Here is a 24,929-nt window from a genome sequence, read left to right as displayed (position 1 = left end):
CCGCCACCCACCCGCAGCAGCACCGCTCGCGCCCCGCACCGTCCCGGCTTTCCCTGGTGACGTGCGCACCTTCCTCTCGGCGGTACTCGTCGTCCTCGTGACCGTCCTCGTGCCCGCAAGCGCCGTCGCGTACTGGGCCGACCGCGAGCTGGGAAACGCCGACCGGTACACCGCCGCCATGTCCCCGCTGGCCGAAAACGCGGCCGTCCAGGGCGTCGTCGTCACCCAGGCGGGCCGCGCCCTCGCCGGGCAGATCGACGCCGGCCCCTTCCAGGGCGGGGTCGACGCCCTGCTCGGCGAGGCCCTGCGCTCCTTCGCCGGCACCCCCGCCTACCGCACCGCCTGGGACGCGGCCAACCGCGCCGCGCACGCCGCCTTCCTCCAGGCCCTCACCACCGGCGACGGCGACGCCGTCACCATCGACCTCGCGCCCGTCATCGAGCAGGTCAAAGGGGAACTCGTCGCCGACGGGGTGCCGTTCGCCGACCGCATCCCCGTCACCCACGTCTCGGTGAAGGTCATGGAGTACGACAATCTCGGCGCGCTCAGGAAGGGTTTCCGCATGCTGCAGATCGCGGGCATCTGGCTCCCCGTGCTGACCGTGGTGCTGGCCGCGGCGGCGATCGGCGTCGCCGTCCGCCGGCGGCGCGCGGTGATCGCCACCGGCCTGGGGGTCGCCGTCGGCGCCGTCCTGCTGTGGATCGCGGTGGCCGTCTGCCGCCGGCTCACGCTGGACGACCTGCCGGCCGACATCGACCGGGCGGCCGCCGCGGCGGTGTACGACGCGCTCACCGCGTTCCTGCGCACCACCGCCTGGGTGATTCTGGCGATCGGGCTCGCCGCCGCTGTTGCCGCCTGGTTGGCGGGACGACTGCGTCGCACCCCATAAGCTCGGAAGGTACCAACGCACTCAGACCGCCCCAGAAGAACGCAAGAAGAACGCAAGACCACGGAACAGCGCAGAAGAACCGATTCACGAGCGGCCGCACGGAAGCTGAATGAGCACCGAACGCACCGAACAGATACCGTCCGGGCGACCCCGGCACCGCCCGCTGGCTCCGCCCGCCTGGCTGCTCAACGGACTGCGGCCGAGCACCGCACCGATCCCCTGGGCCGCGGCCGCGCGGGCCGGCGTCGCGATGGCCGCCCCCCTCGCCGTCGGCTTCGCCCTGAACGAGCCCGAGTACGGGGCCCTCGTCTCGATGGGCGCCCTGTCCGGGGTCATCGGCGACACCGCCGACGCCTACCGGATGCGGATCCTGAACATCGCCGTGCCGCAGCTCTTCGGCGCGGTCGGAGTCGCCCTGGGCACCCTGGTCTTCGGCCACGGCTGGCTCGCCGTCGGCGCCCTCACCCTGATCGCCCTCGTCTCCGGGATGATCTCCTCGATCGGCACGGTCGCCTCCGTCTCCGGACTGCTCCTGCTCCTCAACGCCGTGGTCGGCGCCGGCCTGCCCCTCCCCCGGCCCTGGTGGACGGCTCCGCTGCTGCTGGCCGCGGGCGGGCTGTTCGTCCTCCTGCTGACCCTGCTGGGCTGGCCGCTGCGCGGGCGGCAACCGGAGCGCGCCGCCGTGGCCGACACCTACCGGGCCCTCGCCGACGCCCTGGAAGCCGCGGGCGGACCGGACTACGACGAGCGCCGCCGCCAGGTCACGCACGCCCTGAACCAGGCCTACGACCTGGTGCTGGGCCGCCGCGCCCGGGTGCACGGCCGCAGCCCCTCCCTCGTACGGATGCTGGCCCAGCTGAACGTGGTGATCCCGCTGGTCGAGGCGGCACCCGCCATGCACCTGCGGGGCAGAGCCCTGCCGGCCGAGATCCCCGCCGCCGTACGGGACCTGGCGCAGGCCGTGGAACAGGGCCGCACCGGGAAGCCCGTACTGGAGCTGCCCGCGCCGCACACCCCCGCCGAACGGGCCCTCGACGCGGCCCTGCGGCATGCGGCGGCCATCGTGCACCTGCCCGAACCGGACCTGCACAACGTCGACGACCGGCTCGGCCGGCCCGCCGCACTGACGGTCCGGGCCCGGCGGGCCGTACGCGACATGGTGCTGTCCGGCGCCTCCTGGCGGTACGGGCTGCGCCTCGCGCTGTGCATCGGGCTGGCCCAGTCGCTGGTCTCCCTGGTGCCGGTCGAGCGGTCCTACTGGGTCGCGCTGACCGTCACCTTCGTCCTCAAGCCCGACTTCGGCTCGGTCTTCTCCCGGGCCCTGCTGCGCGCCCTCGGGACGGCGGCCGGCCTGGTCGTGGCCGCCGCCGTGCTGGCCGAGGTGCCGCGCGGCTGGTGGGACGTACCGGTGATGGCGGTGCTCGCCGCACTGATCCCTGCGTTCTCCGTCAAGGGGTACGCCTTCCAGACCGCCGCGATCACCCCGGTGATCCTGCTGCTGTCGGACCTCCTCAACCACCAGGGCTTCGACCTGATCCGGCCCCGGCTGCTGGACAGCCTGATCGGCTGCGCCATCACCCTCGTCTTCGGCTATCTGCTGTGGCCCGAGAGCTGGCACACCCGGATCGGCGACCGGCTCGCCGACACCGTCGACGATGCGGCCCGGTACGTGGAGCGGGCCTTCGGGGGCCATCCGGAGACGGAGGCCGGGCGGCAGGCCGCCCGCACGGCCCGGCTCCAGGCCAGGCGGCGGATCTACCGGGACATGTCGGGCGTGCGGAACGAGTTCCAGCGGGCTCTGACCGAGCCGCCCCCGACGGGGGCGCGGGCTGCCGCCTGGTGGCCGCTGGTCGTCGCCGTCGAGCGGATCGTGGACGCGACCACCGCCGCCCGGGTCCGGGTCAACCACGGCGCCCAGGCCCCCCGCGACGAGGAGGTGGCGAGCGTCATCACCGACCTGCGCGCCCTCGCCGAAGGGGTGCGCAGCACCCGGACCCCGGCCCGGTTGCGGCCCGCGGCCCCGCAGCCCGGGGACGAGAGCTCCGTCCTGGCCCCGGTGCGCCAGGAGGTCGCGGCGGCCCGTGCGATCGCCTCCGCGGACCACTGACGCCGGACCGCCCACCGGGCGCCGGGCCCGCATCCGTCACCCGAACGGCCCCGGGGCCGGGCCCGCGCCGCCCGGACGGGAGAGCATCGGTGCATGAGGCGCCTCTCCCCGCGCGGCCGCGCAGCGGCCGCGGTCCTCGCCGCCGTCCTCGCGGCGACGGCCGGGTGCGCCGATGTGGAGGGGCTGCGCAACGACGGTGACCTGGGCACGGTGCACGCCCCGGAGACCCTGTGGGAGAACATCCACCCGGATCCGCCCGGCCCCGGCCAGCAGCCCGGCAAGGCCGCCGTGGTGCCCGGACTGCCCAAGGTCGCGAACCTCAGCATGCGGGGCGTGAACGCGGTGGAGGTCGTACGGGCCGACATCACCGCCGCCACCGCCGAGGACGGCGGCACCGGGCGCCTGGTCGACCCCCGGGCGGTGCAGCGGCTCGCGCTGTGTACACAGGCTGTGGACGGAGGCCCGAACTGCCCGGTGCGGCCCGCGGTCCTGCGCGACGTGACGGGCAACGGCCGGGAGGAGCTGATCACCGCCCTGGACGTCGACGGCCGGGTCAGCGAACTGCGCGTCTACACCGTCCGCGACGACGGGTCGATCGCGCGGATCCTGTCCCGGCGCGGGGTGCTGGAGGGCGTGGAGGTGGCCGCCGAGCACCTGGCGGTCCGCGAGCCGACCTCGAACCCGGACAAGGTCTCCGTCTCCGACTACGTGTGGGACCCGAAGGCCGGGATCATGAACCTCTCCCAGCTCACCCTCGACGAATGCGCCGGCACGAAGGACAGCGCCATCCCGTGCTCGACGAGCAGGGTCTGAGGGGGCCGGGCCGCGATGCGGGTCATGAGCAGCCTGCGCTGGAAGATCGCCCTGACCATCGCGGCGGTGTGCTGCGCGGTCGCGGCGGCGCTCGGGATCCTCGTGCACAACGTGGTCGCCCGGCAGATCGTCGGGGAGGTCCGCAAGGACGCGGACCGGGAGCTGGACCACGCCCTCGCCCACTACCAGTACGGCACCGCGCACGGTGACGTGAACCTCGCCCTCGACCCGCCCGAGCTGCCGCGGCCGCTGCGCAGGCTCGTGGCACGCGGCCTGACGGGCAGCATGGTCGGCGAGCACGACGACGTACCCGTCATGTGGGCCGCGGCACCCGCCGACGGCAAAGCCCTCACCGTCTGGATCCCGTACGAGAGCACCCGCCACCGGCTGCGGGACATCGACGCCGCGATCCTCGCCTCCTCGGCGCTCGCAGCCGGGGTGGTCGCGCTGGCCGGCGTGTTCCTCGCCCACCGGATCAGCCGGCGGCTGACGACCACGGCCGCCGTGGCCCGCCGGATCAGCGCCGGCGACCTGGACGCACGCGTGGGGTTCCCCGCCGAGGAGGACGGCGCGCACGGCGCGTCCGACGGCAGCGGCCGGCGGCGGCCGCGCCACCGCGACGAGGTGGGAGACGTGGCGCAGGCGCTCGACTCGATGGCCGCGTCCCTCCAGAAGCGGATCGAGGCGGAGAAGCGCTTCACCGCGGACGTCGCGCACGAGCTGCGCACCCCGCTCACCGGCTCGCTGGCGGCGGCCGCCCTGCTGCCGGAGGGCCGACCCAAAGAGATGATCAAAGACCGGCTCAACGCCCTGCACCTGCTCACCGAGGACCTGCTGGAGATCTCCCGGCTGGAGTCGGGCGTCGAGCAGGCCGACCTGGCCCGGGTGGAACTCGGCCGGGCGGTGCAGCGGGCCGTCGCGGCGACGCGCCTGGAGGCCTCGGTACGGGTGATCCGGGACGCAGTGGTGCTCACCGACCGGCGGCGCCTCGACCGGATCCTGGCCAATCTGCTGGTCAACGCCGACAAGCACGGGGAACCGCCGGTCGAGGTGAGCGTCGAGGGCCCGGTGGTGGTCGTGCGCGACCACGGGCCCGGCTACCCGCCCGAGCTGATCGAGGAGGGCCCGCAGCGGTTCCGCACCGGGGACCCGGGCCGCGGCCGGGGCCACGGGCTGGGCCTGACGATCGCGGCCGGCCAGGCGGCGGTCCTGGAGATCTCCCTGAGCTTCGCCAACGCACCCGACGGCGGGGCGGTGACCACGCTCAGGCTCCCCGTCGGACGCCTGACCGACGCCTGACAGGCGGACATTTAACGCGAAACACCCCTGGGCGGGCGGTGTTTCACGTGAAACACCACTCACCCAGGGGTGGATTCAACCGGTCAACCGGTCAACCGACCGCGCCTACCGGGCCGATCAGATGCCGATGTTCTTGCCGTCCTTGCGCCAGACCGACACGACCGCGGGACGGACGATCTTGCCAGGGCCGTCGGGCCACACGGACTGGGGCTTCTCGACGGACGCGCCGTCGATCTCGCCCGGGTGCTGGACGGCCACCAGGACGCGCTTGTCCTGGACCAGCGGGCCGCAGGTCTCGGCGCCGCGGGGGACGGTCAGGAACTGCTTCAGCTCACCGCGGCGGTCACCGGCGGTGGCGACACCGAACAGGCCGTCGTGGGAGCCGAGCTGGTTGCCGTCCGTGGAGATCCACAGGTTGCCGTGCGGGTCGAAGGTCACGTTGTCCGGGCAGGAGATCGGGCTGACCTTGTCCTTCGGGAAGCCCGCGAAGAAGGTGGACGGGTCCTTCGGGTCACCGGCGACCAGGAACAGGCGCCAGGCGAAGCCGTCACCGGCCGGGTCGTCGAAGTTCTCGGCGAGCTCGAGGATCTGGCCGTGCTTGTTCAGGTTACGCGGGTTGGCCTCGTCCACACCGGCCTTGCCGGCCTTGCCGCGGTCGCTGTTGTTGGTGAGGACCACGTACACGCGGCCGGTGCGCGGCGAGGGCTCGATGTCCTCGGGGCGGTCCATCTTGGTCGCGCCCACCTTGTCGCCGGCCTCACGCGTGAAGACGGCCACCTCTTCGGCGGTCATGCCCTCGACGTGCGAGACGTTGCCGGAGGGGGAGGAGGTGAGGAGCTTGATCCACACGCCGGAACCGTCGAACTGGCCGTCGGAGGGGAGCTTGCCGGAGCCGTCGATCTCCGCGGCCGGGGAGTCACCGGTCAGCTTGGCGACGTACAGGGTGCCCTCGTCGAGCAGCGTGAGGTTGTGCTCCTTCGCCGCGCGCGAATTGCCCTTCTTCATCTGCTTCGACGAGACGAACTTGTAGAAGTAGTCGAACTTCTCGTCGTCGCCCATGTAGACGACCGGACGGCCGTCCTCGGTCAGGCGGGGCTGGGCGCCCTCGTGCTTGAAACGGCCCAGCGCGGTGCGCTTGCGCGGGGTGGAGTTCGGGTCGTACGGGTCGAGCTCGACGACCCAGCCGAAGCGGTGCGGCTCGTTGGGCTCCTGGAGCACGTCGAAGCGCTTGTCGAAGCGCTCCCACTTGCGCTCGGTGGCGCCGGCGGTGACGCCGTAGCGCTTCAGGCGGGCGGCGTGGACGGGCTCGGTGACCTGGCCGGCGTTGGCGAAGTACTGGTTGAAGTTCTCCTCGCCGTGCAGCGTGGTGCCCCACGGGGTGGTGCCGCCGGAGCAGTTGTTGAGCGTGCCGAGGACCTTGGTGCCGGTCGGGTCGACGGAGGTCTTCACCAGGGCGCTGCCCGCGGCCGGGCCGGTGAGCCTGAACTCGCTGGTCGCGGTGAGGCGGCGGTTGAGCTGGTGGCGGTTGACCGCGGTCAGCTTGCCGCTGCGGTGGTCCTCCTGGACCACGACGACGCCGAGGCCGTGCGCGGCCCAGGCGATCTCGACCTGCTCGCGGGTCGGGTTCGCCGGGTCGTAGCCCTTGAACATGAGGATCTCGTCGGTGTACTCGTGATTGGCCACGAGGAGCTGCTGGCGCTCGTAGTCACCGCCGAGCGGGAGCAGCGAGAGGAAGTCGTTGTTGTAGCCGAACTGGCCGGCCTGGGCGGCGGCGGTCTGCTTGTCGGCGTTGAAGCCCGGAGCACCCTTGACGATCGGCTCGCCCCAGCGGATGACCACGTTCTGCTCGTAGCCCTCGGGGACGGTGACCCGGTCGTCCGTGTTCGGCGCGACGGCCTTGAAGCGCAGACCGCGGGCGCCCGCGGCGTTGGCGGCGTCCGCGGCGGCGCCCTGGGCGTCGGCGGCGGGAGCGGCGGTGGCCGGGGAGCCGTTGCCGCTGAGGGTGATGGCGGTGCCGGCAGCGGTGGCGACCGTGACGACGGCGGCGGAGCGCAGCATCGAGCGGCGGGAGTAGGCGCGGGCGATGACGTCGCCGACGTACTCGTTGTCGCTCTTGTTCGGCACCTCGTGGAAGCAGGCGTCACCACAGCGGTAGCGACAGGTGAGGGCGGAACGGCCGCCCCCATGCGTGTTGCCTATGAGCGGCAGAAGCTTGCGCACGAATGTCCTCCGTAGATGCACGGGCGCCGACATCATGTCGGTCGAATCCAGCCGTGACGGTAGGCGCGCGTTGCGCCGATGCGGCGGCGGCGGGATGAACGCCCGGTGAACCGGGCACGTCGGTGCGGGAGTTCGGCAAGATGGGGTGTGTGCTGGGTGGGCCGGGCGCCACGAAGGGCGCCCCTGCCGAAGTTCCAGCCAAGCGGCCGATAACCTTACGTGTCCACTCTGGGCAGGGATCAACCGCGCAGCACGGACAAATGACGCACGCACTCATGCGAAAGGCCTGGCCCATGGGTATTCGGAGCTTGTTGCGCAAGGTGTTCGGACGGTCTGCCGAGCCGGTTCCGGAGACGACGGACGGTACTTCGGCAGCCGTCCCGAGCCAGGCGGAACGCACCCCCCTGGACGTGGCGGCCGAACTGGTCGCGGCGTCCTTCGACAATCCGACGGTTCCCCCGCAGTCCGCTCCGCGGGACCGCGAACCGGGGACCCTTCTCACCGCCCCGGCGCCGGACCCCACGGTCCCGGAGGCCCGCCGCCCCATGCCGGGGTCGGTCCAGCAGGAACCTGCGGCTGCGGCGAAGCCGGTCGCCGAACCGGCAGCCGAGGCCGAGCCGGAGGAGGTCGCCGCCGAGCCGGTGGCCGAGGTACAGCCCGAGGCCGAGGCTCCCGCGGCGGAAGTCGCCGCAGCCGAGGCCGAGGCCGAGGCCGAGGCCGAAGAGACCGTCACCGAGGTGGCTGCGGCCGAGGCACCTGCGCCGGAGGCGGCCGAAGAGGTCGTGGCCGAGCCGGTGGCGGCCGAGGCCGAAACCCCCGTGGCCGAGCCCGAGCCCGAGGTCGAGGCCCCCGTGGCCGAGCCCGAGCCCGAGGCCATCGCAGCGGAGGCCGAGCCCGAGGTCGAGGTCGTCGCGGCCGAGGCCGAGCCCGAAGCCGAGGTCATCGCCCCCGAGCCCGAGGTCATCGCAGCGGAGGCCGAGGCCCCTGAGCCCGAGGCCGAGGCCGAAACCCCCGAGCCCGAGGTCGTCGCGGCCGAGGCTGAGGCCCCCGTGGCCGAGGCTGAGCCCGCGGCCGAGGTCGAGGCCCCCGAGGTCGAGCCCGAGGTCGAGGTCATCGCGGCCGAGGCAGAGACGCCCGAGGTCGAGGTCGAGGACGTCGTGGCGGAGCCGGTCGGCGGAGAGGGGCCGGCTCATGCGCTGGCTGCCGTGAAGCGGCAGGCGCCCGGGGTGGCCGGGGCCTACAAGGCCGCCGGACAGGTGCTCCGGGGCAAGGGCAAGGCCGGTGCGCGGGCCAAGGTGTACCTGGTCCTGGACCGGTCCGGGTCGATGCGCCCGTTCTACAAGGACGGCAGCGCCCAGCACCTCGCGGACCACGCCCTCGCCCTCGCCGCCCACCTCGACGACGCGGCGACCGTGCACACCGTGTTCTTCTCCACGGACGTGGACGGCACCGCCGACCTGACCCTCGACGCCCACGACGGCGCCTGGGTCGAGGCCCGCCACGGCGAACTCGGCCGCATGGGCCGCACCAGCTACCACGTGGCCGTGGAGGCCGTCGTCGAGCGCTACCAGAAGGACGGCGGCGAAGGCCCCGCCCTCGTCGTGTTCCAGACCGACGGCGCCCCCGACAGCGTCCGGCCGGCCAAGCAGGCCCTCGCCGACGCAGCCGCCTCCGCGCCCGGTGTCCACTGGCAGTTCGTCGCGTTCGGCGACCACGACGCCAAGGCCTTCGACTTCCTGCGCAAGCTGGATGCCGAGAACGCCGGCTTCTTCCACGCCGGCCCGGCCCCCGCCGAGCTGACCTCCGGCGCACTGGTCAAGGGCCTGCTCCAGAGCTTCTGAGCCTCTGGGCTTCTGAGCAGCCCCGCCCGTACGGACGACGAAGGGCCCGGGATCCATCGGATCCCGGGCCCTTCGTCATGCCTGGCGGCGGCTGCCCCTGATCAGCGCGCGGCGTCCGGGTGGACGGCCTCGGCGACCGGCTTGGCCTCCGCCGGCTTCGTCTCCACCGGCTTGCGCAGCGCGATGTTCAGCTCGCGCAGGCGGGACTCCTCGAGGACCGTGGGTGCGCCCATCATCAGGTCCTGCGCGTTGCCGTTCAGCGGGAAGGCGATGGTCTCGCGGATGTTCGGCTCGTCGGCGAGCAGCATCACGATGCGGTCCACGCCCGGGGCGATGCCACCGTGCGGCGGGGCACCGAGGCGGAAGGCACGCAGCATGCCGGCGAACTCGCGCTCGACGGTCTCGGCCTCGTAACCGGCGATCGCGAAGGCCTTCAGCATGACCTCGGGCTCGTGGTTGCGGATGGCGCCGGAGGACAGCTCGATGCCGTTGCAGACGATGTCGTACTGCCAGGCCAGGATGTCGAGCGGGTCCTTCTCCTCGAGGTCCTTCATGCCACCCTGCGGCATGGAGAAGGGGTTGTGCGAGAAGTCGATCCGGCCGGTCTCCTCGTCCTTCTCGTACATCGGGAAGTCGACGATCCAGCAGAACCGGAAGACGTTCTCCTCGAACTGGCCGGCGCGCTTGGCGGCCTCGACCCGGACCGGGCCCATGATCTTGGAGACCTCGTCGAACTCGCCCGCGCCGAAGAACACGGCGTGGCCGGGGACCAGGCCCAGGCGCTCGGTGAGGACCTTGACGTTCTCCTCGGTGAGGAACTTGGCGATCGGGCCGGTCAGCGAACCGTCCTCGCCGACGCGGACCCACGCGAGGCCCTTGGCGCCCAGCGAGATCGCGTACTCTCCGAGGCCGTCGAAGAACTTGCGCGGCTGCGCGGCGGTGTCCGGGACGGCCAGCGCCCGCACGTGCTTGCCGGCGAACGCCTTGAACTCCGAGCCCTCGAAGACGTCGGTGATGTCGACGAGCTCCAGCTTGGCGCGCAGGTCGGGCTTGTCGTTGCCGTACTTCAGCATCGACTCGCGGAACGGGATCCGCGGGAACGGCGAGGTGACCTCGCGGCCGTTGCCGAACTCGGTGAAGAGCTCGGTCATCAGGCGCTCGATCGGCTGGAAGACGTCCTCCTGCTCGACGAAGGACATCTCGACGTCGAGCTGGTAGAACTCGCCCGGCGAGCGGTCGGCGCGGGCGTCCTCGTCGCGGAAGCACGGCGCGATCTGGAAGTACCGGTCGAAGCCCGAGATCATCAGCAGCTGCTTGAACTGCTGCGGGGCCTGCGGCAGGGCGTAGAACTTGCCCGGGTTCAGGCGGGAGGGGACGACGAAGTCACGCGCGCCCTCGGGCGAGGTCGCGGTGAGGATCGGGGTCGCCATCTCGTTGAAGCCGAGGGCCACCATCTTGGAGCGGATCGACGCGATGACGGCCGAGCGCAGCATGATGTTGCGGTGCATGCGCTCGCGGCGCAGGTCGAGGAAGCGGTACTCCAGGCGCCGCTCCTCGTTCACACCGTCGTCGGTGTTGATGGTGAAGGGCAGCGGGGCCGCCGCGCCGAGCACCTCGACCTCGGCGGCCTCGATCTCGATCTCGCCGGTGGGCAGGTCGGCGTTGATGTTCTCGGCGCCACGCGAGACGACCTTGCCGTCGACGCGGACGACGGTCTCCTTGGAGAGCTTGTCCAGGACGGCGGCCGCGGCGGTGCCGGGGCGGGCGACGAGCTGCGTGATGCCGTAGTGGTCGCGCAGATCGATGAAGAGGATGCCGCCCAGGTCTCGACGGTTGTGCAGCCAGCCGCTCAGCCGGACGTCGGCGTTGACGTCAGAGGCGCGGAGCTCGCCGCAGGTGTGGGACCTGTACCGATGCATCAGTCATCCAGTTCTTCGCGATACCAGGGTGGATTCAACCCTCACAAGGTTACCGTCCGGGCCGGGGACCGTGCGGGAGTGCCCGGCAGCCCCCGTGAACAGGCACGCCGGGGGGATGACCTGTAAAGATGACCGGGTGCGCACCGAGGACGTCCTGGCCGCCATCGCCACCGGCCTGTGGCGATGGGACAACGCCTCCGGGACGGTCACTCTGGACAGCGAGGCCGCCCGGCTCCTCGGGCTGCCCGCGGAGCCCGTCGTCCTGCCGGAGGTCGCCGTACGGTCGCGGTTTCACCCGGTGGACTGGAACGAGATCAACGGGATCGTCAACCTCGCGGTGGCCGAAGGCACCCTCGCGGAGGCCCGGCTGCGGATCATGGACGAGGACGGGCGGGTGCTGCGCACCGTACGCAGCCGCTCAAAACCCCTCGAGAACCGCTCGGTCGACGGCCGCGTCGACTACGAGCTGATCGGCACCATCCAGGAGATCGCCGAGCCGCAGCCCGGCACCACCGCCGTGCACACCCCGATCACCGGCGACTGGCGGCGCTCCCGCGAGGCCTTCCTGCTGGACGCGGGGAGGGCGCTCGCCGAGGCGCGGTCCACGGCCGAGGTGCTGCGGGTCGCCGCGTCGCTCTCGATGCCCGGCTTCAGCCCCGACGGGCTGGCGGTCTTCGGGGTGGCCGGGGACCGGCTGTCGATCATCGGGCACCACGGGCACGGTCCGGGGGAGGAGGACCCCTTCACGGACATGCGGCTGGACACGGACTACCCGGCCGCCGAGGTCGTCCGGACCGGGCGGGCGATCTACCTGCCGTCCCCCGAGGACTACAAACGGCGCTTTCCGGCCACCTGGCCGCTCGCCCAGCGCTTCGGCCGGATCTCCTGGGCCTTCCTCCCCCTGATCGTCGCCGGGCGCACCATGGGCGCCTGGATGGCCGCGTTCAAGCACCCGGTGTCCTTCTCCCCGGACGAGCGGTCCGTCCTGACGACGGTGGCCCGGATGCTGGCCCAGGCCCTCCAGCGGGCAGGCGTGGCCGAATCCGAGCGGGAACTCACCTCCGGCCTGCAACGGTCGATGATGCCGATGCTGGGCCCCGACATCCCCGGCATGCAGATCGCCGCGCGGTACGTCCCCACCGGCGGCGGCCTCGAGGTCGGCGGTGACTGGTATGACAAGATCCCGCTGCCGTCGGGGCGGTTCGCGCTGGTCATCGGGGACGTGCAGGGGCACGACGTGCGGGCTGCCGGGCTGATGGGCCAGCTGCGGATCGCGGTGCGCGCGTACGCCTCCGAGGGCCACCGGCCGGATGCCGTGCTCTCCCGCGCCTCCCGCTTCCTGGCGGGCATCACCGACTCGTACGAGGAGTCCGACTTCCGCAGCCCCCGCTTCGCGACCTGCCTGTACGTGGAGTGCGACCCGCAGACCGGGCTGCTGGAGGTGGCCCGCGCCGGCCACCCCGACCCCGTGATCCGCATGACGGACGGCACGGTGCTGATGCGCCCGACCGCCGGCGGCCTCCCGCTCGGCATCGTCCCGGACACGGACTACCCCACGACCCGGTTCACGCTGGAGCCCGGCGAGACGATGATGCTGTGCACCGACGGGCTCATCGAGACCGGCGGGCACGACCTGGACACGGGCTGGGCGCGGCTGCGGGCGATCCTCGAATCCGAGACGCACGATGCCGGGACCCACGAGTCCGACGGCCTGGAGAAACTCGCCGACCTGCTGGTCCAGGCCGTGCACGGGCCCTCCTCGCACCACACCACGGGCCCGCTGGCCGACCGGCGCGAGGACGACATAGCCGTCGTCCTGCTGAGCCGGGACGGTACGGGCTGCGGCTGCGGCGCCCCGGCGGCGCAGCTGACCCGGCCCGCGCGCCGCACGGTGCTGACCGTGGCGCAGGCGGAGCCGGAGCGGATCGCGGGCGCACGCCGGCAGATCCGGGAGCTGCTGCACGACTGGGCGGACGAGGAGCAGGTGGACTCGGCGGTGCTCATGGTCTCCGAGATGGTCACGAACGTCCTCGTGCACACGGACGGCGACGCGCTCCTGGTCGCGGAGGCGGTGGGCGAACTGGGGACGCGGCGGCTGCGCATCGAGGTGGCGGACGCCAGCGACGAGCTGCCGCACAAGCGGCATCCGGGCGAGATGGCGTCGAGCGGACGGGGCGTCCTGCTGATGGAGATGCTGGCGGACTCCTGGGGCGTGGACCCGCGCGGCGAGGGCAAGTCGATCTGGTTCGAGATGCACGAACAGGCGAAGGACGGCTGACGGACGACCGCCCGTCCCGGCCGGGGCCGCCGGTGCGGCCGCGTGCCCGATCCGCACCGGAATGCCATGGTTTGATGCACCTGTGCTGACTCTGCTCCCCCCGCCGGTCAGGCGACTGGCCGCGTGGTGCGCGGCCGCCCTGCTCGTCACCGGCGTGATCGCCGTCGGCGTGTGGCTGTGCATCACCTTCAAGGCCGTCGTCACGCCGGTGCTCCTCGCGCTGCTCGGAGCGGCCCTGCTGGGGCCGATGAACCGGCGGCTCGTGGGGGCGGGGGTGCAGCGCTCCCTCGCCGCCGCGCTCACCTGCCTCACCGTGCTCGTGGTGTTCGGCGGCGCCACGTACGTCGTCGTCCACGCGCTGATCAGCACCGGCGACCAGATCGTCGGCTCGCTCAAACAGGCCGGGCAAGTCCTCGCCAGGCAACTCGGGGCCGCAGGGACCTCCCTCGAGGACCTGGCGTCCAACGCCAAGGAGCTGCTCGCCAAGTACGGCGGTACCGCCGCCTCCGGCGTCATCGCCGGCATCAGCGTCGTCGGCGAGATGCTCGCCAGCGCCGTCCTCGCCCTGCTGCTGATGTTCTTCTTCCTGCGCGACTCCCACCGAGCCGGCGCAGCCCTGCGCTCGCTCGCGCCGCGCGCCACCGGCGACACCGTCGAGGCCATGGCCCGCCGCGCCTTCTCGGCCGTCGAGGGCTTCATGCGCGGAACCACCTTCATCGCCCTGATCGACGCCTTCTTCATCACCGTCGGCCTGCTCGTGCTCCGCGTCCCCGGGGCCGTCGGCCTCGGCGCCCTGGTGTTCGTCGGCGCGTACATCCCCTACCTGGGCGCCTTCATCTCCGGTGCGGTGGCCGTCCTCGTCGCGTTCGCCGAGCGGGGCTGGGTCATCGGCCTGTGGGCCGTGGGCGTGGTGATCGCCGTACAGCTGCTGGAGGGGCACGTCCTGCAGCCGGTGATCCAGAGCCGCACCGTGCAGATGCACCCGGCGGTGGTCCTGCTCGCCATCACGGCCGGAGCCAGCGTCTCCGGGATCCTGGGCATGCTGCTGGCCGTGCCGCTGACCGCAGCCGCGTTCGGCGTGGTGTCGGAGCTTCGGGGGCGCTCCACGGGGGCCGAGCGCCCCGAGGAACACGAGGAGCCCGAGTAACGAGGTTTTCAGGACAACCGCGAAGCGGTCCTCGATCATCCGTTCGCGGAGAACCCGAGGCGTCCGTTTTCCGGCCGCCGCCCCCTCCTGCGGAAATGCCCAAAAGGATCTGAAGAGTCCGTGTAACCGGCCACGCGCCCCGAAACGCAGCATTCAAGCCGGTCTCCGCCGCACGCCCGGATCCCCCTGGTACGGCATTCGTCTTCGTGCCATCGTCTTTCACCGGACCGGGGGGCCGCTGCAGCACTTGAGCCGCGGAGCATTCCTCTCGGCTGCACCACGACGTGTCCGATATCCAAGAGGAGACAGCGTGCGCAAGGCAGCAAGGTTCACCGCAGTGGCACTCTCCGCCGCGACGATCGTCATGGGCTCCGTGAGCGTGGCCCACGCCGGCGACTACGCCGAGGACGGGGTCCGGATCCGTTCCAACTCCAACACCTCGGCCTCCATCAACGGCCTCGGCTACCGGAGCCACACCATCACGCCCATCTGCTACAAGTCGGGCACCGTGATCAACGGCAACCAGTGGTGGGACCGGCACAAGAACAACAACACCGGCGTCACCGGCTACAGCTCGATGACCCTGATCACCAAGTGGGCGGCCAACCCCTGCTGATCGGCGCTCTGAGCCGCCCGGGGCCGGGACCGCTGGAATCGGTCCCGGCCCCGGGCGTGCCGGGCAGTGTACGACCACCAGACCACCACGGAAAGGCTGATCGTGCTCCACGCACGCCAACGGCTGCCCCTGCTGCTGGCCGGTGCCGTCGCGGTAGCGGCGCTCGGCGCCTGCACCGCCGAACCGGCGGCGAAACAGGGGGGATCGGACGGCCCCACGGCCGAACCACAGGTGAGCGTCACACCGCAGGCCGACCCTGCGAACGCCGTACTCCCGCTCGACGCCTACGCCTTCGACCAGAACCAGGCGAAGGTGCTCCGGCAGGCACAGGACCTGCTCACCGAGTCCTGTATGCACCGCATCGGATTCGCCTCCTTCAAGAACGCGAGCACCTACGTCACCAGCGCCGGCGCGCACCGGGCCACCACCGGAATCGGCCTGGTCGACGCCGAATCCGCGAAGAAGTACGGGTACCGGTCCGGCGCGTTGCCGGACCGCGATGCGGCGGGCGAGAAGAAGCGCGACCCGAACGAGACGGCCGCCCTGTTCGGCCCGCAGGACGGTGCACCGGCCCATCCGGGCGCCCCGGAAGGCGGCTGCTCGGGCGAGGCGGACCGCAAGCTGTACCCGAGGAGCACCACCGGCCCGTCCGGGGCCCCCGCCGGCAACAGCCTGGTCGACCAGCTCACCCAGCAGGCCGGCGACCGGGCGCGCGGAGACAGCCGGATCGTCGCGGGCATCACGCAGTGGAGCACCTGTATGCGCGATGCGGGGTTCCAGGTGAAGACGCCCTGGGAGCTCCAGCAGATGGAGGGCACCCGGTGGACCGGGCCCGTCACCTCCGAGGAGATCACCGCCGCGACCACGGACGTGTCCTGCAAGCAGAAGACGAAGCTCACCGACACCTGGACCGCGGTCCTGACGGCCTACCAGAAGGGCCTGATCGAACGGCGCAAGCAGGACCTGGACCAGGAGAAGAAGCGACTGGACGAGCAGGTCGCCTATGCGGAGAAGGTGCTGAAGGGCGGCTCGGCGTGAGGGCACCGGCCGGCCGGCGGGCCGCGGCGCGCGGCCTGCTGCCCGCCGCGGCGGCGGCTCTGGCGCTCCTCCTGGCGACCGGGTGCACCGCGGATTCCGCCGCCTCCCCGGCAGGTGCGAGCACCCGGTCGGCGCTGGAGCCGCCGAGCCCGGACGTGCAGCAGGCCTACGACACGTACTGGACCACCTGGCTCGCGGCGAACCGGGCGCCCGATCCCCAGGATCCGGCCGTCGAACGGGTCGCCACCGGGCAGCAGTTGCAGGAGCTCCGCGACAACCTCGCCCACTCGAAGACCGCCGGCCAGGCGCTGCTCGGCGAGGTGGGCCACCGGATCGACGGCGTGGAAACCCCCGGCGCGCAGACCCGGATCCTGCACGACTGCGTCGATCTGGACCGCTGGCTCATCCATGACGCCAAAACCGGTCAGCCCGTCGACCAACTCCAGGACAAGCCGACCCAGATGGGCGCCTTCACGCTGACCCGCGAGAAGGAGGGCGCGCCGTGGAAGGTGAGTTCCCTCGAGGTGCTCGGCGAGAACTGCTGAACGAAGAAGTGGGTTTCACGTGAAACATCAAGAGGCCGCCGCCCCCGAGGAGTCGGACGCCGTCGCGAAGGACGCCGCCGCGAAGGCTGCCGCCGAGAAGCCGGACGCCGCAGGCGGGACCGATGACGGACGGGCCTCGCTCGGCCGGCGGCGCCGGATCCTGATCTGGGTCGTCGCGGGCGCCGTCGCCCTCACCGGAGCCGGGGTGGTCCTCGCCGGTGCCATCCGCTCCCCCGCCCAGGTCGCGGCCGATGCCGCGGCGCCGCCCGCGTCCGTCCTCGCCGACCGGGTCGAACGGCGGGTGCTCACCTCCTCCGTGGTCGTACGGGGCACGGTGACCGCCGAGCAGTCGCTGACGGTGTCCCCGGGGGCCGGGGCCACGGCTGCCGCCGGGACGGGCGGGAAGCCCGTGGTCACGCGGGTCAACAAGCAGCCCGGGGCCGCCGTACAGGCCGGCGAGGTACTGGTCGAGGTGTCGGGGCGGCCGGTGTTCGCGCTGGCCGGAGCCCTGCCCGTGTACCGGGACCTGAAGCCCGGGGCCACCGGCAAGGATGTCGGGCAGCTCCAGGAAGGGCTCAAGGCGCTGGGCCACGCCACCGGCAAGGATCCCGCGGGCACGTACGGCCCCGGTACGAAGGCCGCCGTCACCGCGCTCTACGCCGCGCTCGGGTACACCCCGCGGCCGGCCGACCCCGGCGACGCCGAGAAGCTCCAGGCGGCGGAGGACGCCGCCGACACCGCCCAGCGACAGGTCACCACCGCCAAGAACGCCCTCGCCAAGGCCAAGGCGGGCGGTGGCGCCGACACCGCCGAGGCGCAGCAGCAGCTCACCTTCGCCCAGCAGGACCTGGCCAAGGCCACCACCCGCCTGGAGGCGGCCCGCGCGGCGGCCGGCCCCATGGTCCCGGCGGACGAGCTCGTCTTCGTCAAGGGCTTCCCGGCCCGCGTGGACGCGGTCAAGGCCGCGGTCGGCGAAGGCGTCCCGGACGGGCTGCTGACCCTCTCGGCGGGCGCCCCGGTGATCCGGGCCTCGCTCCCGGCGCACCAGAAGGACCTGGTCAAAGCCGGGATGAAGGTCGAGGTGCTGTCCGAGGCCACCGGGCTCACCGCCACCGGGACCGTCGGCTCGGTGGCCACCGACCCGACCCCGGCCACGGCCGGCTCCCCGACGGGCGGCGGCTCCGGCGCCGGGTCCGGCTCGGGCTCCGGGGACAGCCCCCCGGCCACCGCTCAGGACCCGGGCGGGTACGCGCTGACCGTCAAGCCCGACCAGAGCCTCGACCCCCGCCTCTCCGGCCAGGGCGTACGGCTCACCGTGACCGCGGCCTCGTCCGGGGAGCCGGTGCTCGTCGTACCGCTCTCCGCCGTCTCGGCGGGCGCCGACGGCCGGACCACCGTCACGGTGCTGGGCAAGGACCCCGCCGCCGCGGACGCCCGGCGCCGGGTCGAGGTCCGGGCCGGGATGTCCGCCGACGGGATGGTCCAGGTCGAGCCGGTCGGCGGTGGCGCGCTCGCCGACGGCGACCGGGTGCTCGTCGCCCAGGCGAAGCCATGACCCCCGCACACCCGGCCGCAGACCCGGCCGCGCACCCGGCCGAGGACGCCACCCCGGCCGAGGACACCACCCCGGCCGCCGCCGCCGTCGTCCGCTTCGAGGGCGTCGGCCTCACCTACCCCGGACCGCCGCCCGTCCAGGCGCTGCGGCCCTGCGAGCTGACCGTGGAACGCGGCGAGTACGTGACCGTGGTCGGCCCCTCCGGCTCCGGGAAGTCCACCTTCCTGAACGTCGCCGGGCTCATCGACGCCCCGACCACCGGCCGGTACCTGCTCGACGGCATCGACACCGGCGCCCTGCGCGACCGCGACCGCACCGCCCTGCGCGGGCAGCGCATCGGCTTCGTCTTCCAGTCCTTCCATCTCCTGCCGCACCGCAGCGCCCTGGAGAACGTCCGCCTCGCCATGGTCTACAACGGCGTCCCGCGCGCGGAGCGCGCCGACCGGGCCCGTACGGCGCTGGAGCGGGTCGGCCTCGGCCACCGCACCGGCCATCTCCCGACCCGGATGTCGGGGGGCGAGCGCCAGCGCGTGGCCATCGCCCGCGCCCTGGTCGCCGATCCCTCGCTGCTGCTGTGCGACGAGCCCACCGGGAACCTGGACACCGCCACGGCGGGCGCCGTGCTTGCCCTGCTGGACGCGCTGCACGCCGACGGGCTGACGCTGCTGGTCATCACGCACGACCCCCACGTGGCCGCCCGCGGCCGACGGACGGTGTCCATCCGCGACGGGGTCCTGAGCGAGGTCGTCCCCGCATGAGGAGCATCAGTGCCCGTATGAGGAGCATCGGGAGCATCATGCGCAGGCGGCGGCCCGACACCGGGATCACGCCCTCCCGCCTGTCCCTGCGCGACCTGCTCTCCGAGGCTCTGGCCGGGATGCTCCAGCGGCCCGCCCGCTCCGCCCTGACCGGCCTCGGCACCGTCCTGGGCGTGGGCACCTTCGTGGCGATCCTCGGCCTCACGGCCACCGCCTCCTCGCAGATCGACAGCCGATTCAACGCGCTGACGGCCACCGAGGTCGGCGTCCAGGACACCGCGGGCGGCGGCGATCCCCAGCTCGCCCGGCAGGTGCCCCTCGCCTTCCCCCGTGACGCGGACGCCCGGGCGGGCACGCTCAACGGGGTGCGCGCCGCGGGGGTGTTCTGGCCGGTGCCGCTGGGCGAGACCACCGTACGGTCCGCCCCGGTCGCGGGGGCGACCGGCGAGCGGATCCCGGTGGTCGCGGCCTCCCCGGGGATGCTGCGCGCGGCCGGGCTCGCGCTGGGCTCGGGCCGGGCGTACGACGCCTTCCACGACGGGCGCAGCGAACAGGTCGCGGTGGTGGGCTCGGCGATGGCGGCGCGCCTCGGCATCACCACGCTGGAGAGCCGCCCCGCGGTGTTCATCGGCGAGCACCCGTTCACCGTGATCGGCATCGCGAGCGGGGCGGACCGCAAGCCGGACCTGCTGCTCTCGGTGATCGTGCCCCGGGGCACCGCCGAGAAGCTGTGGGGGCCGCCGGACAACGCCCAGCGGGCCCGGATGCTGGTCGTGACCGAGCTCGGTGCGGCCCGGCAGGTGGCCGCGGAACTCCCGCTCGCGCTGCGCCCGGACCATCCCGACTGGCTGACGCCCGCGCCGCCGCCGGACCCGAGGACCCTGCGGGCGGGGGTGACGTCCGACCTGGATCAGCTGTTCCTGCTGCTGGCGGCGATCTGCCTGGTCATCGGGGCGGTCGGGATCGCCAACACCACGCTCGTCGCGGTGCTGGAGCGGACCGGGGAGATCGGGCTGCGCCGGGCCCTCGGTGCGCGCGGGCGGCACATCACCGCCCAGTTCCTGGCCGAGTCCGCCGCGCAGGGTGCGGTGGGCGGCCTGGTCGGCACCACGCTCGGCACGCTGACCGTGGTCGGGGTGTCGGCGCTGCGCGACTGGACCCCGGTGATGTCGCCGCTCACCGTCGCCGTGGCGCCGTTGATCGGACTCGTCACCGGGGTGCTGGCCGGCCTGTACCCGGCCTGGCGGGCCTCCCGTACGCAGCCCGCGGAGGCCCTGCGCCGCTAGCCGCGGTCAGGCGGGGTGAGGCGCGGTCAGGAGTGCTGCTCCGACGACTTCGTGCGCTCCCGGGCTGTGGTGGGGATGGTCCCCAGCCGGCCCGCCTGGAAGTCGTCGAAGGCCTGCTGGAGCTCCTGCCGGCTGTTCATGACGAACGGCCCGTAGTGCGCCATCGGCTCCCGGATGGGGCGCCCGCCGAGGAGGATGACCTCCAGGTCCGGGGTGTTCGAGTCCTGGGACTCGTCCGCCCGCACCGTGATGGAGCCGCCGTCGCCGAAGACCGCCGTCTGCCCGGTGTGGACGGGCCGCCGGTCCGCGCCGACGCTGCCCCGGCCGGCCATGACGTACGCGAGGGCGTTGAAGTCCTCGCGCCAGGGGAGGGTGACCTGCGCGCCGGGGGTGACGGTCGCGTGGATCATCGTGATCGGGGTGTGGGTGATGCCGGGGCCGGCGTGGCCGTCCAGCTCACCGGCGATCACGCGGAGCAGGGCGCCGCCGTCGGGGGTGGACAGCAGCTGGACCTGGCCGCCGCCGATGTCCTGGTAGCGCGGGGGCATCATCTTGTCGGAGGCCGGGAGGTTGACCCACAGCTGGAGGCCGTGGAAGAGGCCGCCGGACACGACGAGGGACTCCGGCGGGGCCTCGATGTGCAGCAGGCCCGAGCCGGCGGTCATCCACTGGGTGTCACCGCCGTTGATGACTCCGCCGCCGCCGTTGCTGTCCTGGTGGACGAAGGTTCCGTCGATCAGGTACGTGACGGTCTCGAAGCCGCGGTGGGGGTGCCACGGGGTGCCCTTGGGCTCGCCCGGTGCGTACTCCACCTCGCCCATCTGGTCCATCATGATGAACGGGTCGAGGTACTGGTAGTTGATCCCGGCGAACGCGCGGCGCACCGGGAACCCCTCGCCCTCGAACCCACCGGGAGCGGTCGTGACGGCCAGCACCTTGCGGGCGGCGGTCTCCGGGGCGGGCTCGGCGACGCGGGGGAGCGTCAACGGGTTCTCCACAGTCACTGCAGGCATGGTCGGAACCTCCTTCTGCGTCGAGTTTAGTTGAAACTCGAACTTTCTGCCACACCCCACAGAACAGAAGGGGCCCCGGGGATATTTCCCCGGGGCCCGAAGCCGCTCACCTGCACCTACGGCGAAACGGCCTAGCCGTACATGCGGCGCATCGCGAAGTCGACCATCTGCTCCACGGCCTTCGCATCGAAGACCATCCGGTGGTCGCCCTCCATGTCGAGGACGAAGCCGTACCCGGTCGGCAGCAGGTCGATCACCTCGGCGCCGGTGATCACGAAGTACTTGGACTCCTTGCCGGCGTACCGGCGGAGCTCCTTGAGCGTGGTGAACATGGGGATCACCGGCTGCTGCGTGTTGTGCAGCGCCAGGAAGCCCGGAGTCTCGCCGCGCGGGCAGTAGACCTTCGACGTGGCGAAGATCTGCTGGAAGTCCTCGGCGGACAGCGACCCGGTCGTGAAGGCCCGCACCGCGTCGGCGAGCGACGGCGGCGAGGGCTCGGGGTACAGCGGCTGCTCGCCGTACCCGCCGGCCATCTGCTGCGGGGCGGCGTACTGCTGCCCTGCGCTCACGTTCTGGTCGTAGCCGTACATAGGGCGAAGCCTACCGAGCGCCCCGCGCCCCGTGGACGCGCATTCCCGCCAGGCTTGCGGGCTTGACCCTGGTCACAGTCCACCGGCAAGGGTTGCTTCTTATTACCCGCGGGTAGCATCATGACGTTACCGATCGGTATGTACGAGGAACCTGTCTTCCCGAGCCTTAACGGAGCCGTCGCCATGGGGCACTACAAGTCGAATCTCCGCGACATCGAGTTCAACCTCTTCGAGGTGCTCGGCCGCGACAAGCTGTACGGCACCGGACCGTTCGGTGAGATGGACACCGACACCGCCAAGAGCGTCCTGTCCGAGATCGCCCGCCTCGCCGAGAACGAGCTGGCCGAATCCTTCGCGGACGCCGACCGCAACCCGCCGGTCTTCGACCCGGCCACCAACACCGCGCCCGTCCCGGCGTCCTTCAAGAAGAGCTACGAAGCCTTCATGGACTCCGAGTACTGGCGTCTCGGCCTGCCCGAGGAGATCGGCGGCACCACCTCGCCCCGCTCCCTGATCTGGGCCTACGCGGAGCTGCTGCTCGGCTCGAACCCGGCCATCTGGATGTACTCCTCCGGCCCGGCGTTCGCCGGCATCCTCTTCGAAGAGGGCAACGAGGCGCAGAAGAAGGTCGCGCAGATAGCGGTCGAGAAGCGCTGGGGCTCCACCATGGTCCTCACCGAGCCGGACGCCGGCTCGGACGTCGGCGCCGGCCGCACCAAGGCCATCCAGCAGGAGGACGGCTCCTGGCACATCGAGGGCGTCAAGCGCTTCATCACGTCCGGTGAGCACGACATGGAGGAGAACATCCTCCACTACGTCCTCGCCCGCCCCGAGGGCCACGGCCCCGGCACCAAGGGCCTGTCCCTCTTCCTCGTCCCGAAGTTCCACTTCGACTGGGAGACCGGCGAGCTGGGCGAGCGCAACGGCGTCTACGCGACGAACGTCGAGCACAAGATGGGCCTCAAGGCCTCCAACACGTGCGAGATGACCTTCGGCGACCAGCACCCCGCCAAGGGCTGGCTGATCGGCGACAAGCACGACGGCATCCGCCAGATGTTCATGATCATCGAGTTCGCCCGCATGATGGTCGGCACGAAGGCCATCGCGACGCTCTCCACCGGCTACCTGAACGCCCTGGAGTACGCCAAGGAGCGCGTGCAGGGTCCGGACCTGGCCAACTTCCTGGACAAGACCGCGCCCAAGGTCACCATCACGCACCACCCCGACGTGCGCCGCTCGCTCATGACGCAGAAGGCGTACGCCGAGGGCATGCGCGCCCTGGTGCTGTACACCGCCTCCGTCCAGGACGCGATCCAGCTCAAGCAGGCCGCGGGCGAGGACGCCTCCGCCGAGATCGGCCTGAACGACCTGCTCCTGCCGATCGTGAAGGGCTACGGCTCGGAGCGCTCGTACGAGCAGCTCGCCCAGTCGCTGCAGACCTTCGGCGGTTCCGGTTACCTCCAGGAATACCCGATCGAGCAGTACATCCGGGACGCCAAGATCGACACCCTCTACGAGGGCACCACGGCGATCCAGGGCCAGGACTTCTTCTTCCGGAAGATCGTCCGCGACCAGGGTGCCTCGCTGAACGTCCTCTCCGAGACGATCAAGAAGTTCCTGGCCGAGGCCGCCGGCGGCGAGGAGCTGGCCGGCGCCCGCGACGCGCTCGCCAAGGCCGCGGTCGACCTGGAGGCCATCGTCGGCCAGATGATCGTCGACCTCACCGCCACCGGCGAGGACGTCAAGAACATCTACAAGGTCGGCCAGAACACCACCCGCCTGCTGATGGCGTCCGGTGACGTGGTCGTCGGATACCTGCTGCTCAAGGGCGCGGCCGTGGCCGCCGAGAAGCTCGCAGGCGCCTCCGCGAAGGACGTCCCGTTCTACACCGGCAAGATCGCGGCCGCGAAGTTCTTCGCCTCGCAGGTCCTGCCGAACGTCTCGGTCGCCCGCGCGCTGGCCGAGGCCGTCGACAACACCCTGATGGAGCTCGACGAGGCCGCGTTCTAGCCACCCGGCCGGGCCGCACCGACAGTCGCACACCGACGGCCGGACCCTGTGCAAGGGGGTCCGGCCGTCGGCGTACCCGCGGCGGAGGACCGGCGTACCGGCGGCCCACCGGCGGCATTCACAGGTTGTCGGTGGTTCGTGGGACGCTCGTAGGCATGAGCCCAGCAGAGCAGCACGGCAACAGCAGGGGGTACTCCGTCCCGACCGGGCGGCCGTACGCCCTCAAGGAGCTGCAGGCTGCCCTGGGCAGCCTCGGCGACCATCTGCGGGAGCTGTACGACGGCGCCCACCCCGCGGAGTACGAGGCCGTCGCCGACGCCCTCTACACCGCCTTCCAGACCGCCGCCGGGCTGGCCCCCGCCAAGAGCTACACCGGCTGCTCCGAGCACCCCAACGGGGCCCTCGACCCCGAGGCGCCCGACGGCTGGGGCCGCTGCCTGATCTGCAACGACCGGCGCCGCCTCGGGCTGCGCGCCCAGGGCGTCCGCGGCGCCCGCGCGGCGGCCGCCGCCCCGCCCGCCGGGGAACAGCGCCGGCTGGGCTACCCCGTGCCCGACCCCCCGTACACCCTGCAGGCCCTGCGCGACCACCTCCGCACCGTCGAGGACCGCCGCTTCCACCTGGGCTTCTCCTCCCCCGCCGAGGAGTTCGTACGGATCGCGGACGATCTCCACCGGGCGTTCATCGTGGCCCGCGAACTGTCCCGGCCGCGCAATGCCTCCGGCTGCTCCGAGCACCCCGGCGCACCCATCGATCCGGACGCGCCGCCCGGTGAGGCCTGTATCTTCTGCGCCGGACGCAAGAGACGCGCGCAGCGCTCCGCGACGGCCCCGGAGATGCTCCCGCGCATCCGCCGGGGCGAGCGCAGGCAGCTGCAGCGCCGATTCGAGCGCCCGCCGGGCTGAAAAGCCGCCGGGAAGTGGACCACACAGCCCGCGGCCCCGGCGTCTCGGCTATCCGCCGCAGTCCGACCATGGCGAACACGACCGTCGTTAAGGTGAACCA

19 protein-coding genes are annotated in these 24,929 nt (G+C 72.3%); 15 read left to right on the top strand and 4 right to left on the bottom strand.

Going from position 1 to position 24,929, the window contains the following annotated elements:
- Positions 1–61 precede the first annotated feature (61 nt).
- The 4 genes from ACFYXK_RS15765 (at position 62) to ACFYXK_RS15750 (ending at position 5,108) form a co-directional block, all read left to right on the top strand.
- Entirely contained in the window at positions 62–889 is an 828-nt protein-coding gene (locus ACFYXK_RS15765) for a hypothetical protein (protein WP_389411627.1), read from the top strand.
- A gap of 109 nt (positions 890–998) precedes the next feature.
- Positions 999–2,996: an FUSC family protein gene (locus ACFYXK_RS15760; protein ID WP_389411626.1), complete on the top strand. Its 1,998-nt coding sequence runs from the start codon at positions 999–1,001 to the stop codon at positions 2,994–2,996.
- Between the two features lie 93 nt (positions 2,997–3,089).
- Complete coding sequence (locus tag ACFYXK_RS15755; RefSeq protein WP_389411625.1) at positions 3,090–3,809, top strand: hypothetical protein; 720 nt, start codon at positions 3,090–3,092, stop codon at positions 3,807–3,809.
- 24 nt (positions 3,810–3,833) lie between these two features.
- Complete coding sequence (locus tag ACFYXK_RS15750) at positions 3,834–5,108, top strand: sensor histidine kinase (RefSeq protein ID WP_389411624.1); 1,275 nt, start codon at positions 3,834–3,836, stop codon at positions 5,106–5,108.
- Between the two features lie 117 nt (positions 5,109–5,225).
- On the opposite strand, the gene ACFYXK_RS15745 is transcribed toward ACFYXK_RS15750, so the two are convergent.
- Positions 5,226–7,328: a PhoX family protein gene (locus ACFYXK_RS15745; protein ID WP_389411623.1), complete on the bottom strand. Its 2,103-nt coding sequence runs from the start codon at positions 7,326–7,328 to the stop codon at positions 5,226–5,228.
- Between the two features lie 293 nt (positions 7,329–7,621).
- Here ACFYXK_RS15745 and ACFYXK_RS15740 point away from each other — a divergent pair, with 293 nt between their 5' ends.
- Positions 7,622–9,169 (top strand): VWA domain-containing protein, encoded by a 1,548-nt coding sequence (locus ACFYXK_RS15740; protein ID WP_389411622.1) that lies wholly within the window; start codon positions 7,622–7,624, stop codon positions 9,167–9,169.
- 101 nt (positions 9,170–9,270) lie between these two features.
- Here ACFYXK_RS15740 and aspS read toward each other — a convergent pair whose 3' ends face one another.
- Complete coding sequence (gene aspS, locus ACFYXK_RS15735) at positions 9,271–11,088, bottom strand: aspartate--tRNA ligase (RefSeq protein ID WP_389411621.1); 1,818 nt, start codon at positions 11,086–11,088, stop codon at positions 9,271–9,273.
- Positions 11,089–11,224: 136 nt separating this feature from the next.
- Between aspS and ACFYXK_RS15730 the strand changes: the two genes are divergently transcribed.
- The 8 genes from ACFYXK_RS15730 (at position 11,225) to ACFYXK_RS15695 (ending at position 20,311) form a co-directional block, all read left to right on the top strand.
- Positions 11,225–13,366 carry a SpoIIE family protein phosphatase gene (locus ACFYXK_RS15730; protein WP_389411664.1) on the top strand — a complete coding sequence of 714 codons (2,142 nt, stop codon included), beginning with the start codon at positions 11,225–11,227 and terminating at the stop codon, positions 13,364–13,366.
- Positions 13,367–13,427: 61 nt separating this feature from the next.
- Complete coding sequence (locus ACFYXK_RS15725) at positions 13,428–14,513, top strand: AI-2E family transporter (RefSeq protein ID WP_389411620.1); 1,086 nt, start codon at positions 13,428–13,430, stop codon at positions 14,511–14,513.
- A 310-nt stretch (positions 14,514–14,823) separates the two neighbouring features.
- A complete protein-coding gene (locus ACFYXK_RS15720; protein ID WP_389411619.1) occupies positions 14,824–15,129 on the top strand; it encodes a hypothetical protein in 306 nt (101 codons plus the stop codon).
- 102 nt (positions 15,130–15,231) lie between these two features.
- Entirely contained in the window at positions 15,232–16,167 is a 936-nt protein-coding gene (locus ACFYXK_RS15715; protein WP_389411618.1) for a hypothetical protein, read from the top strand.
- Complete coding sequence (locus tag ACFYXK_RS15710) at positions 16,164–16,712, top strand: hypothetical protein (RefSeq protein WP_389411617.1); 549 nt, start codon at positions 16,164–16,166, stop codon at positions 16,710–16,712. The genes ACFYXK_RS15715 and ACFYXK_RS15710 overlap by 4 nt, the downstream gene beginning before the upstream one ends.
- 19 nt (positions 16,713–16,731) lie before the next feature.
- Positions 16,732–18,267, top strand: coding sequence for a peptidoglycan-binding protein (locus tag ACFYXK_RS15705; RefSeq protein WP_389411616.1), 1,536 nt, complete (start codon positions 16,732–16,734; stop codon positions 18,265–18,267).
- Positions 18,264–19,025, top strand: a complete 762-nt coding sequence (locus tag ACFYXK_RS15700) for an ABC transporter ATP-binding protein (RefSeq protein ID WP_389411615.1) — start codon at positions 18,264–18,266, stop codon at positions 19,023–19,025. Before ACFYXK_RS15705 ends, ACFYXK_RS15700 begins: the two co-directional genes overlap by 4 nt.
- Positions 19,026–19,042: 17 nt before the next feature.
- Positions 19,043–20,311: an ABC transporter permease gene (locus ACFYXK_RS15695; protein ID WP_389411614.1), complete on the top strand. Its 1,269-nt coding sequence runs from the start codon at positions 19,043–19,045 to the stop codon at positions 20,309–20,311.
- Positions 20,312–20,337: 26 nt separating this feature from the next.
- On the opposite strand, the gene ACFYXK_RS15690 is transcribed toward ACFYXK_RS15695, so the two are convergent.
- Both ACFYXK_RS15690 and ACFYXK_RS15685 read right to left on the bottom strand, forming a co-directional pair.
- Positions 20,338–21,324 (bottom strand): pirin family protein, encoded by a 987-nt coding sequence (locus ACFYXK_RS15690; protein ID WP_383506557.1) that lies wholly within the window; start codon positions 21,322–21,324, stop codon positions 20,338–20,340.
- Between the two features lie 131 nt (positions 21,325–21,455).
- Positions 21,456–21,914 carry an SseB family protein gene (locus ACFYXK_RS15685; RefSeq protein ID WP_030302361.1) on the bottom strand — a complete coding sequence of 153 codons (459 nt, stop codon included), beginning with the start codon at positions 21,912–21,914 and terminating at the stop codon, positions 21,456–21,458.
- A gap of 183 nt (positions 21,915–22,097) precedes the next feature.
- Between ACFYXK_RS15685 and ACFYXK_RS15680 the strand changes: the two genes are divergently transcribed.
- Both ACFYXK_RS15680 and ACFYXK_RS15675 read left to right on the top strand, forming a co-directional pair.
- The gene (locus ACFYXK_RS15680) at positions 22,098–23,924 is read left to right on the top strand and encodes an acyl-CoA dehydrogenase (protein WP_389411663.1); all 1,827 of its coding nucleotides are present in this window, start codon (positions 22,098–22,100) and stop codon (positions 23,922–23,924) included.
- Between the two features lie 155 nt (positions 23,925–24,079).
- Positions 24,080–24,829, top strand: a complete 750-nt coding sequence (locus tag ACFYXK_RS15675; protein ID WP_389411613.1) for a hypothetical protein — start codon at positions 24,080–24,082, stop codon at positions 24,827–24,829.
- The last annotated feature ends 100 nt before the right edge of the window (positions 24,830–24,929 follow it).

This window comes from Streptomyces sp. NPDC002209 (assembly GCF_042890265.1).
Classification (GTDB): domain Bacteria; phylum Actinomycetota; class Actinomycetes; order Streptomycetales; family Streptomycetaceae; genus Streptomyces.
The sequence above is the reverse complement of the archived record's forward strand: the minus strand, read 5'-3'. Positions and strand labels throughout refer to the sequence as shown.